At 37.8% G+C, this 15,538-nt stretch carries 18 protein-coding genes; all 18 read right to left on the reverse strand.

All coding sequences use genetic code 11. The annotated features are described in order from the left end of the window. Window positions 1-5: 5 nt before the first annotated feature. Window positions 6-563 carry a 50S ribosomal protein L6 gene (rplF, locus tag SOLCA_RS14705; RefSeq protein WP_014681258.1) on the reverse strand — a complete coding sequence of 186 codons (558 nt, stop codon included), beginning with the start codon at window positions 561-563 and terminating at the stop codon, window positions 6-8. A gap of 19 nt (window positions 564-582) precedes the next feature. Beyond that, window positions 583-981: a 30S ribosomal protein S8 gene (rpsH, locus tag SOLCA_RS14710; RefSeq protein ID WP_014681259.1), complete on the reverse strand. Its 399-nt coding sequence runs from the start codon at window positions 979-981 to the stop codon at window positions 583-585. Window positions 982-1,066: 85 nt separating this feature from the next. Continuing rightward, window positions 1,067-1,336: a 30S ribosomal protein S14 gene (gene rpsN, locus SOLCA_RS14715; protein WP_014681260.1), complete on the reverse strand. Its 270-nt coding sequence runs from the start codon at window positions 1,334-1,336 to the stop codon at window positions 1,067-1,069. A gap of 5 nt (window positions 1,337-1,341) precedes the next feature. Beyond that, on the reverse strand, window positions 1,342-1,890 hold the full coding sequence (gene rplE, locus SOLCA_RS14720; protein WP_014681261.1) for a 50S ribosomal protein L5: 549 nt from the start codon (window positions 1,888-1,890) through the stop codon (window positions 1,342-1,344). Next, a complete protein-coding gene (gene rplX / locus SOLCA_RS14725; protein ID WP_014681262.1) occupies window positions 1,890-2,228 on the reverse strand; it encodes a 50S ribosomal protein L24 in 339 nt (112 codons plus the stop codon). The genes rplE and rplX overlap by 1 nt, the downstream gene beginning before the upstream one ends. A gap of 1 nt (window position 2,229) precedes the next feature. Beyond that, complete coding sequence (rplN, locus tag SOLCA_RS14730; RefSeq protein ID WP_014681263.1) at window positions 2,230-2,598, reverse strand: 50S ribosomal protein L14; 369 nt, start codon at window positions 2,596-2,598, stop codon at window positions 2,230-2,232. Beyond that, window positions 2,598-2,852 (reverse strand): 30S ribosomal protein S17, encoded by a 255-nt coding sequence (rpsQ, locus tag SOLCA_RS14735; protein WP_014681264.1) that lies wholly within the window; start codon window positions 2,850-2,852, stop codon window positions 2,598-2,600. Before rpsQ ends, rplN begins: the two co-directional genes overlap by 1 nt. A 19-nt stretch (window positions 2,853-2,871) precedes the next feature. Next, window positions 2,872-3,075 carry a 50S ribosomal protein L29 gene (gene rpmC, locus SOLCA_RS14740; protein ID WP_014681265.1) on the reverse strand — a complete coding sequence of 68 codons (204 nt, stop codon included), beginning with the start codon at window positions 3,073-3,075 and terminating at the stop codon, window positions 2,872-2,874. Between the two features lie 31 nt (window positions 3,076-3,106). Continuing rightward, window positions 3,107-3,529 carry a 50S ribosomal protein L16 gene (rplP, locus tag SOLCA_RS14745; protein ID WP_014681266.1) on the reverse strand — a complete coding sequence of 141 codons (423 nt, stop codon included), beginning with the start codon at window positions 3,527-3,529 and terminating at the stop codon, window positions 3,107-3,109. 35 nt (window positions 3,530-3,564) lie between these two features. After that, window positions 3,565-4,401 (reverse strand): 30S ribosomal protein S3, encoded by an 837-nt coding sequence (rpsC, locus tag SOLCA_RS14750; RefSeq protein ID WP_014681267.1) that lies wholly within the window; start codon window positions 4,399-4,401, stop codon window positions 3,565-3,567. Window positions 4,402-4,419: 18 nt separating this feature from the next. After that, window positions 4,420-4,773 (reverse strand): 50S ribosomal protein L22, encoded by a 354-nt coding sequence (rplV, locus tag SOLCA_RS14755; protein WP_014681268.1) that lies wholly within the window; start codon window positions 4,771-4,773, stop codon window positions 4,420-4,422. A gap of 6 nt (window positions 4,774-4,779) precedes the next feature. Next, the gene (rpsS, locus tag SOLCA_RS14760) at window positions 4,780-5,049 is read right to left on the reverse strand and encodes a 30S ribosomal protein S19 (RefSeq protein ID WP_014681269.1); all 270 of its coding nucleotides are present in this window, start codon (window positions 5,047-5,049) and stop codon (window positions 4,780-4,782) included. After that, window positions 5,049-5,873: a 50S ribosomal protein L2 gene (rplB, locus tag SOLCA_RS14765; RefSeq protein ID WP_014681270.1), complete on the reverse strand. Its 825-nt coding sequence runs from the start codon at window positions 5,871-5,873 to the stop codon at window positions 5,049-5,051. The genes rpsS and rplB overlap by 1 nt, the downstream gene beginning before the upstream one ends. Window positions 5,874-5,885: 12 nt before the next feature. Next, complete coding sequence (gene rplW / locus SOLCA_RS14770; protein WP_014681271.1) at window positions 5,886-6,176, reverse strand: 50S ribosomal protein L23; 291 nt, start codon at window positions 6,174-6,176, stop codon at window positions 5,886-5,888. Between the two features lie 8 nt (window positions 6,177-6,184). Continuing rightward, on the reverse strand, window positions 6,185-6,814 hold the full coding sequence (rplD, locus tag SOLCA_RS14775) for a 50S ribosomal protein L4 (RefSeq protein ID WP_014681272.1): 630 nt from the start codon (window positions 6,812-6,814) through the stop codon (window positions 6,185-6,187). Between the two features lie 2 nt (window positions 6,815-6,816). Beyond that, a complete protein-coding gene (rplC, locus tag SOLCA_RS14780; RefSeq protein WP_014681273.1) occupies window positions 6,817-7,434 on the reverse strand; it encodes a 50S ribosomal protein L3 in 618 nt (205 codons plus the stop codon). A 297-nt stretch (window positions 7,435-7,731) separates the two neighbouring features. Beyond that, window positions 7,732-8,700: a PorP/SprF family type IX secretion system membrane protein gene (locus tag SOLCA_RS14785; RefSeq protein ID WP_014681274.1), complete on the reverse strand. Its 969-nt coding sequence runs from the start codon at window positions 8,698-8,700 to the stop codon at window positions 7,732-7,734. 60 nt (window positions 8,701-8,760) lie between these two features. Then, window positions 8,761-15,501 (reverse strand): T9SS type B sorting domain-containing protein, encoded by a 6,741-nt coding sequence (locus tag SOLCA_RS14790; RefSeq protein WP_042479895.1) that lies wholly within the window; start codon window positions 15,499-15,501, stop codon window positions 8,761-8,763. Window positions 15,502-15,538: the final 37 nt, after the last annotated feature.

Raw genomic sequence — 15,538 nt, forward strand, 5'->3', positions numbered from 1 at the left:
TTCAATTATTTCTTACCAGCTGATTTACCAGCTTTTCTACGTAAAACTTCACCTTCAAACTTAATACCTTTACCTTTGTATGGTTCAGGAGCACGTAAAGAACGAATCTTTGCTGCAACCTGTCCTACCAACTGTTTATCAATACTTTCAAGTATTACAGTTGGATTCTTACCTTTTTCTGAAGTAGTAGTTACTTTAACTTCAGCTGGTAATTGGAATACATAATGGTGAGAGTATCCTAACACTAAATCAAGGGTGTTACCTGTGTTTGAAGCACGGTAACCAACACCTACTAATTCTTGTGTAATTTTATATCCTTCGGTCACACCTTTAACCATATTGTTTAACAAAGCGCGGTATAAACCGTGTAATGCTTTGTGACGTTTTTGGTCTGTAGGGCGTTGAACGACTAATTTTCCATCTTCAACAGTAACAGTGATATCGGTATCAACGGCTTGAGTTAACTCGCCTTTAGGACCTTTTACAGTTACTACGTTATCAGGAGAAACAGTTACCTGAACGTTCGAAGCTAGTGCGATTGGTAATTTACCTATACGTGACATTTCTTCTACTTCCTCCTAATTAATAAACGAAACATAATACTTCACCGCCAATGTTGTGCTTACGCGCTTCTTTGTCGGTCATAACACCTTTTGAAGTAGAAAGAATTGCAACACCTAAACCATTCAATACTCTTGGCATACTGTCTGTACCCACGTATTGGCGATGGCCTGGTTTACTAATTCTTTCAATCTTTGTAATTGCAGAAAGATTATTAATCGGGTTGTACTTCAACGCGATTTTAATAACTCCCTGAGGTCCAGTCTCTTCAAACTTAAAGTTTGCGATGTATCCTTTATCAAAAAGTACTTTTGTAATTTCCTTTTTGATATTAGATGCAGGAATTTCGACAACCCGGTGGTTGGCCTTAATGGCATTCCTTACTCTGGTTAAATAGTCTGCTATTGGATCACCTAACATTTTATAACAATTAATTCATAAAAAACGAGGCGCAAAGATACAAAGTATCCTTGTGCCTTGAAAATATTTTTGTATATTTTTTTGATTACCAGCTTGATTTTGTTACACCTGGGATTTTACCATGTGACGCCATCTCGCGGAATAATACCCTTGAAATACCGAATTGACGCATATAACCGCGTGGACGGCCGGTAATTTTACAACGATTGTGTAAGCGAACCGGAGATGAATTCTTAGGTAATTTATCTAAGGCAGCATAATCACCGGCAGCTTTCAATGCTGCACGTTTCTCGGCGTATTTATCAACGAGTTTCTGACGTTTAACCTCGCGTGCTTTTACTGATTCTTTAGCCATTATACTTATTTTTTAAATGGTAAACCGAATTCTTTTAACAGTTCAAACGCTTCAGCATCTGTTTCAGCCGAAGTTACAAAGGTAATATCCATACCCATGATCTTATTGATTTTGTCAATGTTGATCTCTGGGAAAATGATTTGTTCAGTAACACCTAAAGTGTAGTTACCGCGTCCATCAAAACCTTTATCGTTAACACCTTTGAAATCACGGATACGAGGTAATGCAACAGCGATCAAACGATCAAGGAATTCGAACATATTATTGTCGCGAAGCGTAACACGAACACCGATAGGAACGTTTTTACGTAACTTAAAGTTCGAAATATCTTTTTTCGACTTTGCAGCTACTGCTTTTTGACCAGAAATGATAGTCATTTCTTCAACAGCATTATCAATAAGTTTCTTATCTGAAACTGCTGAACCAACACCTTGGCTCAAACAAATTTTAAGAAGCTTAGGAACTTGCATGCTGCTTTTGTAAGCAAATTTCTCTTTCAAAGCAGGTACTACATCGGTAGTATACTTTGCTTTTAATCTTGGTTCGTATGACATTACTTGATAACCTCCCCTGAAATTTTTGCGTAACGTACTAATTTACCATCAACCAATTTACGACCAACGCGAGTTAATTTACCTGATTTAGGATCAACTAATTTCAAGTTAGAGATATTGATTGGTGCTTCCATCTTAACGATACCACCGTTAGGATTTTTAGCATTAGGTTTAGTATGCTTAGAAACCATATTTGCACCTTCTACAGTAGCACGGTTTCTTGCGATATCTACAGCTAGTACTTTACCTTGAGTACCTTTCGCATCACCTGCGATAACTTTAACTAAATCTCCGGTGCGGATTTTCAGCTTAGGCTGTGATTTAACAGTTTTTTTCATATTATAACACCTCCGGAGCTAATGATACAATTTTCATGAATTGTTTCTCTCTCAACTCTCTGGCAACAGGACCAAAGATACGAGTTCCACGTGGCTCGTCCTGGTTGTTTAACAACACAGCAGCGTTATCATCAAAACGGATATATGAACCGTCTTTACGACGTACTTCTTTTTTGGTACGAACTACTACAGCTTTAGATACAGTTCCTTTTTTAACGTTTCCTGAAGGAATAGCGTGTTTTACAGAAACAACGATCTTGTCACCAACAGAAGCGTAACGCTTGCCGGTACCGCCCAGAACTCTAATACATAATACTTCTTTGGCACCACTGTTATCAGCAACAGTAAGCCTGCTTTCTTGTTGTATCATTATTTAGCCCTCTCAATAATTTCGATTAATCTCCAGTTTTTATTCTTACTCAGCGGACGAGTTTCCATAATAGATACAGTATCACCGATACCGCACTCGTTTTTCTCGTCATGAGCCATAAATTTGGTAGTTTTCTTGATAAACTTACCATAAATCGGGTGTTTTACTTTACGTTCAACAGTAACCACAACAGACTTGTCCATTTTGTTACTGACTACTTTCCCGATCCTAACTTTTCTTAAGTTTCTTTCCATTTTGCTAAAAATGTATTTATTACTGGTTAGAAGCAGCGTTATTGCGCTGAGTCAACTCAGTGTTTAAACGAGCAATGTCCTTACGAAGAGCCTTGATTTTAAGAGGATTTTCAAGAGCTGAAACTGCCTGGCTGAATTTAGCTTTCGTTAAATTCGATTTTTCCTCGGCAATACGCGCTTTGATTTCTTCTGTTGTTAACTCTTTAATTTCTGCGTATTTCATTGTTTTAAATTTTTACCGGTTCAACAATAGATTAAGCTTCAACGTAATCTCTACGAACTACGAACTTAGTTTTTACCGGAAGTTTCTGAGCTGCTAAACGCAATGCTTCTTTCGCAGTTTCCAGTGATACACCTTCTGCCTCGAACATGATACGACCAGGTTTAACTGGAGCTACCCAATATTCAGGAGCACCTTTACCTTTACCCATACGTACTTCGGCAGGTTTTTTAGTGATTGGCTTATCAGGGAAAATACGGATCCAAACTTGACCTTCACGTTTCATTGAACGTGTTACCGCGATACGAGCAGCCTCAATTTGGCGTGCAGTAATCCAGCATTCTTCAAGAGATTTGATTCCGAATGAGCCGAATTCTAGTTCGAAACCACGCTTGGCATTGCCTTTCATTTTGCCTTTGTGCGCTTTTCTAAACTTAGTTCTCTTTGGCTGTAACATATTATTATTCTTTAATAATGTTCTCTAAAAATAAATTATCGTTTTCCGCCACGGTTTTGACCGCCTTTGCCACGGTTATCGCCACCACGGTTTCCGCCACGGTTATCACCGCCACGACCACCACGGTTATCACGACCACGACCACCTTTGTTATCGCGTCCGCCTCTTTCGTTGAATGAAGAAGCACCTTCGCCACGGCCTTTACCAGCAGCTTGTTGTGCGCCTACATTTGGAGAAAGATCACGTTTACCGTAAACTTCACCTTTACAGATCCAAACTTTAACACCTATTTTACCATAAGTAGTTTGAGCTTCTGCTAAAGCATAGTCAATATCAGCACGGAATGTATGCAAAGGCACACGTCCGTCACGATATTGCTCAGTACGTGCCATTTCAGCACCACCTACACGACCAGATACCATTACTTTGATACCTTCAGCGCCCATACGCATAGTAGCAGCGATTGAAGTTTTCATAGCACGACGGAAAGAGATACGAGCCTCTAATTGTTTAGCTACGCTTTCAGCTACTAAAGTAGCATCCAACTCAGGACGTTTGATCTCAAAAATGTTGATTTGAACATCTTTCTTAGTGATTTTCTTCAACTCTTCTTTGATCTTATCAACTTCCTGACCGCCTTTACCAATCACGATTCCCGGACGGGCAGTGTGAATAGTAATAGTGATACGTTTTAAAGTACGTTCAATAACAACTTTAGCAACACCACCTTTAGCGATACGAGCTTTTAAGTATTTGCGGATTTTATCGTCTTCAACCAGTTTATCAGCGTAGTTATTGCCACCAAACCAATTAGAATCCCATCCACGGATGATGCCCAAACGAGCACTAATCGGATTAATCTTTTGTCCCATGTTTTTTCTAATTAGTTTTTAGTTAGCACTGTTTTTACTGTCTACAACTAACGTTACGTGGTTTGAACGCTTTCTGATACGGTAACCGCGACCTTGAGGTGCAGGACGTAAACGTTTCAACTGACGGCCTCCGTCAACGAAAACAGTTTTTACATACAACTCAGCGTCTTCAATGCGAACACCTTCATTTTTTGCCGCCCAGTTAGCTACAGCAGATAATAAAAGTTTCTCAACTCTTACTGAAGCTTCCTTGGTGTTATATTTCAAAATATGTAAAGCATGTTCTACCTTTTGACCTCTGATCAGGTCAACTACCAAACGCATCTTACGAGGCGAGGTAGGGCAATCATTTAATTTTGCTACTGCTTCCATTTTTTATTATTTCTTTTTATCGCTTCCATGACCACGGAATGTACGTGTAGGAGCAAATTCACCTAATTTGTGTCCAACCATGTTTTCGGTTACGTACACAGGAATAAATTTATTACCGTTGTGTACTGCGAATGTATGACCTACGAAGTCTGGAGAGATCATTGATCTGCGAGACCAGGTCTTAATAACCGATTTTTTACCTGCTTCATTTTGAGAAAGCACTTTGCTTTCCAAGTGATGAGCGATATATGGACCTTTTTTAATTGAACGAGCCATTATTTTTTCCTTCTTTCAATAATGTAACGATTCGATGCTTTTTTCTTTTCGCGGGTTTTGAAACCTTTCGCTAATAAACCTTTGCGTGAGCGAGGGTGGCCTCCTGAGGCTCTACCTTCACCACCACCCATAGGGTGATCAACAGGGTTCATTGCAACACCACGTACGCGAGGACGTTTACCAACCCAACGATTACGACCAGCTTTACCTTTTCTTTCAAGCTGATGATCTGAGTTAGATACTGCGCCGATTGTAGCTAAACAAGTTAACAAAATCATACGAGTTTCTCCTGAAGGCATTTTGACAACGGCATATTTACCGTCACGAGCTGCCAACTGAGCATATGATCCTGCTGAACGAGCTAACGTTCCGCCTTGTCCAGGGTGTAATTCGATGTTATGAATTACTGAACCTAAAGGAATATTTTTTAATGGTAATGCATTACCGATTTCCGGTGCTGCACTCTCTCCCGATACAACTTTTTGTCCGGCTTTTAAGCCTTCAGGAGCGATAATATAACGTTTCTCACCATCAGCATAGTGCAATAATGCGATAAATGCTGTACGGTTAGGATCGTATTCAATTGAAGCTACTGTAGCAGGGATTTCAGCTTTATTACGCTTGAAATCAATGATACGATAGGCTTTTTTATGACCACCACCGATGTAGCGCATAGTCATTTTACCATCGTGGTTACGACCACCAGATTTTTTAATACTGGTTACCAGTGACTTTTCAGGTTTGTTGGTAGTGATTTCAGAGAAATCAGCACCAATTCTGAAACGAGTTCCTGGAGTAATTGGTTTATATCTTTTAATAGCCATTTCTCAAATCAATTAAACTGTTCCGTAAAAATCGATGGTTTCGCCTTTAGCTACTGTTACCACCGCTTTCTTGTATGACGGGGTTCTACCCACTACAAAGCCACGTTTTGTACCACGCGATTTAACTTTACCGCTATAACGCATTGTGTTTACTGATTCAACAGTAACACCGTACATTTTCTGAATGGCGTCTTTAATCTGTATTTTGTTGGCATTTTTGTCGACAACAAAAACGAAGCGATTTAACTTTTCAGTTAAGCCCGCAACTTTTTCTGTCAATACCGGTTTTTTTAAGATTTCCATTGTTACTGTTACTTAGCAAATGACTCTTCGATAGTTTTAACTGAACTCGTAGTAAGCAAAAGCTTCGAAGCATTCAATAAAGCGTAAGTGCTCAATTCAGAAGCGGTGATTACTTTTGCTTTCGGTAAATTACGGCTTGATAAGTAAACGTTTTTGTTAGCATCAGCAATAACTAATAAAGTTTTAGTGTTTGCTAATTTTAAACCGCTTACTAAGCTTGAGTAATTTTTAGTTTTAGGAGTATCGAAAGAAAAATCTTCTAAAACCACGATGTTACTTTCAATAGCTTTGTAAGTCAATGCTGACTGACGAGCTAAAGATTTGAGTTTTTTGTTTAGCTTAAAGCTATAGTCACGAGGTTGTGGACCAAAAATACGACCTCCACCACGGAACAACGGGTTTTTGATGCTACCTTTACGAGAACCACCGGTACCTTTTTGCTTATGAAGCTTGCGGGTAGAACCTGAGATTTCGTTACGTTGTTTCGATTTGTGAGTACCTTGACGTTGGTTAGCTAAATATTGCTTAACGTCTAAGTAAATAGCATGGTCATTAGGCTCGATGCCGAATATATTGTCAGCAAGAGTAACGGTCTTGCCTGTTTCTTTTCCTGTAATATCTACTACTTTTACTTCCATGGCTATTTCTCCAAAATTACATAAGAACCTTTAGCACCAGGAACTGATCCGCTGATAACTAATAAATTCTGCTCAGTGAACACTTTTAAAACTTGTAAGTTTTGAATTTTCACGCGGTTACCACCCATACGACCAGCCATACGCATACCTTTGAATACACGTGAAGGCCATGAAGATGCACCTAATGAACCAGGAGCTCTCAAACGGTTGTGCTGACCGTGAGTTTGGCCACCTACCCCTGAGAAACCATGACGTTTAACTACGCCTTGGAAACCTTTACCTTTTGAAGTACCTACAACTTCTACGTAGTCGCCTTCTGCGAAAAGGTCTACGGAAATTACTTCACCCAATGCTTTCTCTTCTTCAAAGTGCTTGAATTCCACCAGCTTACGCTTAGGAGAGGTATTAGCCTTTTTGAAGTGACCTAACAACTGTTTAGAAGTGTTTTTCTCCTTCTTCTCGTCGTAGGCCAACTGGATCGCTGAGTATCCGTCTTTTTCTAAAGTTTTTACTTGCGTAACTACGCAAGGACCAGCTTCGATAACTGTGCATGGAATGTTTTTTCCATCGGCACCGAAGATGCTGGTCATTCCAACTTTCTTACCTATAATACCAGACATTCTAAAAATTGATTAATTAATTAATTTTTCTCTCTCCTTTATTGCTTCTGCTTCACAAACTGCAAACATTTTGGTTTTTAGAATGTTACACTTCACGCGTTAAAGGACCGCAAAGGTAGAAAACTGTTATCTAATTTCAAAGAGTTAATCAATTAATTTTCAATATTTTTTATCATTCAAATAAGTCCACTTTCTGTTCTTGATTTTCATTCCTGAAAAATGAAAGTCCCGGATATTTCTACCCGGGACTTCGATCCCAAAATGAATGAATAGATAATTATTCAATTATTATTTTCATTATTTACCCATGCTAAACAATAATGAAATATCGTGAGCTCCTGTATTTAATCCGGTCTCTCTTCCTATACTAAAGTTATAGGCATATCCAACTTTTAAAAATTGATTATTCTTGCCAGTATTTAATTTAAACCTGATCATTGGTCGAAATGATGATTGACCATTCCCGTTTTCATCTGTTGTTACATTCTTAATTTCACTCAGATAACGGTAACCAATCCCTGCATCAATTCCTTCCGTTAATGTTGCCATAACATTGAGATCATATGCATTCATTCCTTTAAATGTTTTCATTATTAATAGGCCCGATTCAAGCTTATTGACATCATTAAGTCGAATCTCTCCCCCTCCTATTATATACATACTGATCTTCCTAAACATTGGAGGTATTTGATTTTCGAGATCTTGCTTATTGGTGTAAAAGGATAATATATTGTCAAAGGAAACCCCAACATAGTAGTTATTATTGAAGGTGGCACTAAGTCCATAGCGCGCATTCATTTTAGAGCTATAAATGTTTTGCTTTTCTAAAGGATCATTGGGATTTACTGTTGTTAGGTCGGCCAGATTAATTTGAAATTGCTGTAAACCCAAACTTAATCCTGACGATAAACCAACTTTTTCCGAAACCTGAAGATGATAGGCATAATTAATATATGCAGTAGTATAATGATCATTTCCAAATACCATACTCATAACATTTACTCCTATTCCTGATTTAATTTTAGATAGGTAGAAATTTCCTGCTGCATTAATATTATATGATTTACCCGGATTCTGACTTATTTCTTTTAGCTGGAAGTTCGCACTAGCAGCGATCAATCCACTGCTTCCTGAAAAAGCTGGATTAACATAGGTTTTATCAAATAAGTACTGGCTCCCTTGCATTTCCACTTGTGCAAAAGCCGGCATAGTAAAACTTAACAGTATTACTGTTATCCTTACTGTGCTATTATATATAGTTTTCATAATAATTTTTAAGGTTTAATAAATCAACAATCACCCATTCAAGTTTTGCTGATTTAGTTTTTAATAAACAATTGTTATATATCCCTTAAATACCTGTTCAACTCCATCCTTGCCTTTAACCTTAAGAATGTAGCCATATGAACCCATTGGTAAATTATCGCCAGTCCAATCATTCTGATAATTATCCTTCTTAAAAATCTGGTTATAGGCTTTATTAAAAATGATTAAGGTATTAGATGCATAAAACTCATTCACTCCAACAATTTCAAACAGATCATTTATGCCATCTCCATTTGGAGTAAACAAAGAAGGTATCAATAGCTTAGCACTATTTGATCGGTTATCAATCACCCTTAGTGATTGAGGTTTCAGTGAGTTATTACTAAGGTTTACATCATTATTAACAACTATATTTCCTTTACCGAGGTATGTATCACCTATCTTGTTCGCCTTCAACACTAGAATGATCTCCTGTTCAGCCTCTGCTTCTAATTTTGCCAGTTGAATCTCCATAACATTCTCGACATCGTTAAAAGAGGTATTAGCAAATGAAGACGATATGTAATTAATGCTTGCGTCAAGTGTATCTTTCAAGATTGCATTAACAGCTAGATCTTTACCTACATTTTTAATCCTAATGATGTAGTTAAAGTTTTCACCCTTATTTACTTCCGAAGATTCAACTATATTTTCCACCTTCAAATCTGCATTTCCTTCTAATACTAATATTACAGGATGGTCAATATTTCCGGTGATTTGATCTCCTTGCTGTTTTAGAGGTTCTTCTACTTTGGCTGTGTACTCTTTCTTTTCCACTTTATCATAAACCTTAATTTCCACTGTTTTGCCATCATCTGTTTTATCACCATTCACCGGAATAAATCCAACCGATTTTCCATCCGGCAGCACAACTTGGTTTACAATATTTACCAGTTTATTTTCTACATATACATAAGTTTCATAGCGGTTGTTGGTGTTGTTTATAATCTGTCCACCTTGATTTATCACCGAGGTAACCGACATGTTATTTTCATAATTAACCGTATTTACCGATGTATTTTGATAAACTGTACTGGTAACTGTTGTATTGTTATTATTGATGATCGTTGGCGCTGCTGGATTATAAACTGGGGCCGTCTGGATATTTCCTTGATCTTCGCCTGGATTTGGAGCATATGGAATAACTGGAATAGTAAAGGTGTCGGTTCCACTGTAAATCTTGTACCCTTTGCCTGGTCGTAAATATTTCAAACTACCCGACCATGTTTTGGTTACCGCATTATATTGAGCAAATTCCTCCTGACTAACTACCTTTAATCCGTCTGATGGGTTAAAATTTTTCAAGTATGTACCCAATTCCATATTTATAGCCATAGGATATCCTGTCCAGTTCCAACCTTTATTTAATACCACGTTGGCCGGTTGAGTCATGAAATTACCCAGCACTCGTAATGTATCAGGTTTAGCTACATAAATCATATAACTATTATATAAGTTGATTTTATCGAACGTTCCAACCCAACCTAATTTTGATGAATACTGACTGTATGTATTATTATTGCTGAGTGTTTTAATAATATCACCTTCTGTGGGCTTCAATGAGCTTAAAATCTTTTTCAAACTCATATCCGAGTTCTCCACATTTAATGAAATCCAGGTCCAACCTTTCTTTAAAGGAATTGTTTGAATTACGCCTTCCGGATGTAGAATGATGGGGTTTGTTAAATTACCTATTGTACCATTGGCCACAAAGGAAAGTAGTTCCTTGCCTTGATACTCAACTCCTGGGTAAGCATCCCAAAAACGAATAGTTAGCTCCTCTCCTGCTGTATTCGAATAAGCAGTAATATACGCGATGTATTTATTTGCATCGCTATCATATTCTATAGGTGCGATGCCTCTACATTCATTTCCTACGAAAACACCTATTTTGTCTCTAATGTCTTTTGAAGTAAGCGTATCAGTTTGATTAAGACTAAACTGGGCAGTCACGGCCATATTGTATTTGAACGCGGAAGGATTCACCGTCCAGACAGGGGGAGTTTTCGAAACATTTACTTTTACATACAGGAACTGTCTTTTACCATCAATTAATGCAATAACTGTATCTGCATAAGTTCCGGTATTAAGATTTTTGTTCAACTCAAAGTCGATGTTTTCCTGACCCTGTGCCACAATTTTGCTTGATTTAATTGTTGGACGCAGCCATTCGGGGTATTTAATTAATGAAAAGTTTTGGGGTGTGCCCGATTTGTTTATCAACTTAGCTCCAAAACTAGTTTGCTGGTTTTCTATTGCATTGATTGTAATGTTAGCGGGCGACCAATAAACAGGACTTAAATTGACTACAAAGCTCCAGCTTATGCTGTCTGCCACTTTATTTCCTATTACATCGGTTAAATTCTTAATGGTTGCAATCAGTTCAACATTTTCATAATCGTTAATTGCATTGGCGGGAATAGTCCTGATCTCAAAGTTTTTACCGTCACTTAAAAAAGTAGCAGGAATAAGCTGACCATTATCTTTACGCTTCAGTGTGACCTTCACCGGATTTGAAATATCTGCATACACGATATCTTTATTAAAGGTTATTCCGATAATATCGGCTACCGTTAATATTCCATTCTTCGGACTTGGTACACCAAATGCTACGGCCGACTTTCGATCTATTTTGCCCTTATACACTGGTGAATAATTTACATCCACACCCTGGCAAATAGCGATTGCTCTTAGCTCATAATTACCATCCGGCAATCCGCTAACATCGAATGTATAATCATAATACTTGTCTTTTAAATTAGCTTTAGGAACAGTAATAACAGTTTGCCATAATCCATTTTCATAATCAGTATTTATTTTGCGGTACTGCAAACCCACGGTGGTAAGTGGCGATGATTCTGAGGCATCATACTTACTAAAGGCAACAAATAATTGATTATTGTTTGACTGATTTACCACCCAATTATCTCCAGGCACAAAGAGATCAACATCACTGCATCTATTTTGGAAATAGGCGTTAAATTTAACTTTTGGTTTAGCTAGTGTATCAAATTCTGAAATATCATCTAAGGTGTTATCACAAGTTGAGAAAATTACCAATGTTAGATTTTCATAAGTGCTTGTTAACGGACCTCTATACACCTCAACAGGAAGTTTAAAGCTTTTGCCTGTTGGAATATAATAAGTAGCTGCCTTATTGGTTACATCCTGACCACCCACTAAAACTTTTGCTCCATCCAGATTAGATAATGGATCTAATTTAATGGCATACTCAACAGTTTCATCACTTTCGCTTCTGTTAGAAATTAGAATTTCAAATTTCGCAGGTTTATCAGAAGGAACATTTCGCTGTTCACTCACACCGGCAATTTGCATTGCAGGTAAATGCCTGAACTGCGTATTATTTTCATGAGGACAGCTTGAAGAGCCCGAAACGGTTTTAAAAACAGGGGTTCCATAAACCTGATCCTCTGCTAATCCTACTGAGAAGAAATCACCTATATCATTATCTTCTAAATGATAACTGGTTGTGGTGCTGGTGGTAGTACTGTTTTCCTTATTCTTGCTATGGTTAAACCTAAAAGTGACTAACCCTCCGGCATTAGTTTCATTTGCCTCACCTCCATGCATTGAAATACCTACTTTAACATATCCATTAAGGTAAACTGAAACTTCATCAAACGTTGTAGTATCAGCATCAATGCTTATCGTATTATCATAGATCGCACCAGAACTAAAAGAAATATTACCTCCAACAACACCCTTCACCCCATCAGGCAGTTTTCGATCCTTAGCATTTTTTCTGTTTGCTTCATTTTTTACTAAGGCGGACTTCCAGGCATCAATATTAGCTTTATACTCCAACTGCTGTTGGTTCATTTTCTCCAACACTTCATTACTAATACTGTTGTCTCCACTTTTCACTTTCTGGTAAGCTACATCATAATCTGATTTTGAAATACTATAAAGCGTACTCAGTTGTGCCAGTAAAGTATTTTTAATATGTTTCTCGGTGTATAAGAAAGTGGTATTGAAACCATCATTATTTACAGCTAATGAGGTATCTCTATCCATATCTTGTTTGGATTCATTGTAGTATAACTTATCCGTTAAAGCATAAGTCATATTAAGAGAGGCACCCACATATAAATCACCTTCATTGCCAACCAATGTTTCCTCTCCTGAAGTAGAGAAATCTTCCGTAAACGTAATTGTTCTATTAGTAGTAGTGCCTGAGTTTTTGTCGGCCCCCGCTTCTACTTCACTCTGTATCTGTATAGCTGCTCCTATTTTACCAATAATAGGTAACACCACCCCTTTACCAGTTTTTACATCAGCATAAGCTCCTCCCCCTGCTCCACCGCCATACTGAGTAGTGCTTGTGGTTGAAATGGTTGTCCCTTTAGATATTTTTGAAAAGGATTTATCTCCCGGAGGATCATGTAATACAAAGAATGGTATTTCAGGAGTTTTTGTAACAAAAGTTTCTCGTCGGGGTCTTTCACCTTCAACAACAGCTTTTACAATAACACTTGTTTGTCGGCCTCCAACCTTACCTACAAATTGAATTGATTTTTCATAAGGAGCTTCTAATACAGGTTGTCCGACTTTGACAAAGTACTTTACAAACCCAGAATCCATTTTTAACTCCTGGCGATCAGTACTATCAGAAATAGCATCATAAATATATACGGTACCGGTATCAAGTGCACAATTGTATTGAACGCCATCATACTCATAAGTTTCTCTTATTTTAATGTTTACCGGGTACTTATCATTTTGAGCCACTAAAAATTTATCCTGACCAGTTGGCCTGAATTTCTTTTTCTCAGAGAAGATGTCATTACCGTTATTTAATAGAACCTCAAGGTCTTTATGATAAATAAAATCAGCTTGTCTAATTACTGCTTTTCCATCAATGGTATCTCTTTTTCCTAAATCTGCACTTTGTACATTGTACTCACGTGTAAAATATTCAAGCTTATTGCTATTAATCCCATTGAGCTCCCTTACCTCTACTACCTGAACATTAAACTGGGTTGCAGGTAAAATTAAAGAGGTTATGCCCGGTTCCTTTTGGCCGAATGTAGTTCCTCTCGAAAAGGCTTTTGAACTAATCTTAATGGGTTTTCCATAAATCAGCTTATCTCCTGTAGGTGTTACACCAGCAACTGCGGAAGTCAACTTTACCAACGCATACTCACCAATAAAGGCATCACAACTTGCTGCTACATGTATATTTAAGGTATCTGTTGTTAAATCTTCAAAGTCAACTCCATTAACCAAACTATAAACGCTTACTCTTTTACTGCTTACTATTTCTCCAACTGCTTTTATAGTATGATTCTTAAACTTTGCTTCAACTGTATAAACACCTCCATTTATAATTGTAGTGCTATAGCTACCATCAGGACTGGTTTTTGTTTGCGTATTTTTACCATCTACCCATATTTCTGCATCCTTCAATGGAAGTTTAATACTTACTCCATTTGAATCTATCAAACTCGAAAAATAAACCTTTCCACTAATTGCAAAGGAAGCTGTGTCAGAGAAATTTACCTGGCTTTGATTAAAGTTATCAATATCTAGTTTACGAATTAGGCTGTCCGGATCAAACCGAGGCTTATCGTAACCAGGCATTTTAGGTTTTACAATATATTCAGCAGATGCTGCAAAAAAGATATTGCTAATTTCATAATAGCCATCAGCCCCTGATGTTGTTGTATAAGAATAGGTTTGAGCTGTTTCTTTATCAGACAAGTTGGTTTTAGAGGTTACTGTAATTTCTACTCCTGGTACACCACCATTAGTCTTTCCTTTAACATAACCGCTTATTTTCCCTTTGGGTAAACTTCTCCCCTTGGCAATATTGGATGTCCAGTTGTTAACATCAATTGCTGGTGTATTAGGATCTTCATCCTCAATTAAACCCAAGCGATAGGAATAATACATGCCTGGCATAACATCCGGATCATTATAAGTTTTTGTTGTTTTAGTAAGCTCAGTTATTACTTCACCATCCCTAAAAATAGCAATGCGCTCTAATCCCTTAATACTACTTAGCGTTGGCCATGTTAACTTTATTCTACCAACATCTGTTTGGGTTGCCGTTAACTGAAATGATTGGGAAGAGATTGTTGTAGAAACAGCATCTGAAACATCTCTAATCCAATCTCCGGGAGCATTAGGACCAACAATTGTTTGAACCGTATAAGAATAACCCATCCCTGGCAAAATCCCGGTGTCAACAAACTCAACAGATCCACCACTCGCTCTGGCAATCTCGGTTCCATTACGCTTAATGAGGTATTGGATGTTATTGTTATCGATAGACGTACCTTTATTCCAAGTCAGTTTAACGGAATAATTTGGTGAAGTTTGAAAGGAAGCTAACAGGTTGACTGGCGCTTTGATTTTAGCGGTTGTTCCCGAAAAAGATGAATACCCCCAATGCAAATTACAACCGGTAGAGTTACTTCCGGTTTCGTATTTGAAAACGATTGTATACGGCATACTTGGGCCTAATTGTATAGCCCCGTTTCCGGCTCCGGCAGAAGCAGAACTTAATGAACCACTATCAAAACCGGCCCATCCGGGAGACGTTCCAGACCAAGTTTTCAAAATGTGACTGTTCTCACTATCTACATTATCACACCACACCTTACCGTCGGTATCGTAACGCGCAAAGCCCCACCAGTTGAAGTGAAAATATTGATCATCTACAGAGCTCGACATTTTACCCTGAATATTCAGGTCACCTTGAGCTAATGTTTTCTGATTTGTTGCGAAAAGCAGTAACATAAGTAAAGGAAGAAAACGAAATAGTCGCTTCCTTAAT

This window comes from Solitalea canadensis DSM 3403, from assembly GCF_000242635.2.
GTDB classification, from domain to species: Bacteria; Bacteroidota; Bacteroidia; order Sphingobacteriales; family Sphingobacteriaceae; genus Solitalea; species Solitalea canadensis.

Coding starts and splice junctions, on each gene's coding strand:
- rpsQ (WP_014681264.1), bottom strand. CDS start 2,852: ATGGAAAGAAACTTAAGAAAAGTTAGGATCGGGAAAGTAGTCAGTAAC.
- rpsH (WP_014681259.1), bottom strand. CDS start 981: ATGTTAGGTGATCCAATAGCAGACTATTTAACCAGAGTAAGGAATGCC.
- rplW (WP_014681271.1), bottom strand. CDS start 6,176: ATGGAAATCTTAAAAAAACCGGTATTGACAGAAAAAGTTGCGGGCTTA.
- rplC (WP_014681273.1), bottom strand. CDS start 7,434: ATGTCTGGTATTATAGGTAAGAAAGTTGGAATGACCAGCATCTTCGGT.
- rpsS (WP_014681269.1), bottom strand. CDS start 5,049: ATGGCTCGTTCAATTAAAAAAGGTCCATATATCGCTCATCACTTGGAA.
- rplF (WP_014681258.1), bottom strand. CDS start 563: ATGTCACGTATAGGTAAATTACCAATCGCACTAGCTTCGAACGTTCAG.
- rplV (WP_014681268.1), bottom strand. CDS start 4,773: ATGGAAGCAGTAGCAAAATTAAATGATTGCCCTACCTCGCCTCGTAAG.
- rpsN (WP_014681260.1), bottom strand. CDS start 1,336: ATGGCTAAAGAATCAGTAAAAGCACGCGAGGTTAAACGTCAGAAACTC.
- rpsC (WP_014681267.1), bottom strand. CDS start 4,401: ATGGGACAAAAGATTAATCCGATTAGTGCTCGTTTGGGCATCATCCGT.
- rplP (WP_014681266.1), bottom strand. CDS start 3,529: ATGTTACAGCCAAAGAGAACTAAGTTTAGAAAAGCGCACAAAGGCAAA.
- SOLCA_RS14785 (WP_014681274.1), bottom strand. CDS start 8,700: ATGAAAACTATATATAATAGCACAGTAAGGATAACAGTAATACTGTTA.
- SOLCA_RS14790 (WP_042479895.1), bottom strand. CDS start 15,501: ATGTTACTGCTTTTCGCAACAAATCAGAAAACATTAGCTCAAGGTGAC.
- rplB (WP_014681270.1), bottom strand. CDS start 5,873: ATGGCTATTAAAAGATATAAACCAATTACTCCAGGAACTCGTTTCAGA.
- rplX (WP_014681262.1), bottom strand. CDS start 2,228: ATGAAAAAAACTGTTAAATCACAGCCTAAGCTGAAAATCCGCACCGGA.
- rplN (WP_014681263.1), bottom strand. CDS start 2,598: ATGATACAACAAGAAAGCAGGCTTACTGTTGCTGATAACAGTGGTGCC.
- rplD (WP_014681272.1), bottom strand. CDS start 6,814: ATGGAAGTAAAAGTAGTAGATATTACAGGAAAAGAAACAGGCAAGACC.
- rpmC (WP_014681265.1), bottom strand. CDS start 3,075: ATGAAATACGCAGAAATTAAAGAGTTAACAACAGAAGAAATCAAAGCG.
- rplE (WP_014681261.1), bottom strand. CDS start 1,890: ATGTCATACGAACCAAGATTAAAAGCAAAGTATACTACCGATGTAGTA.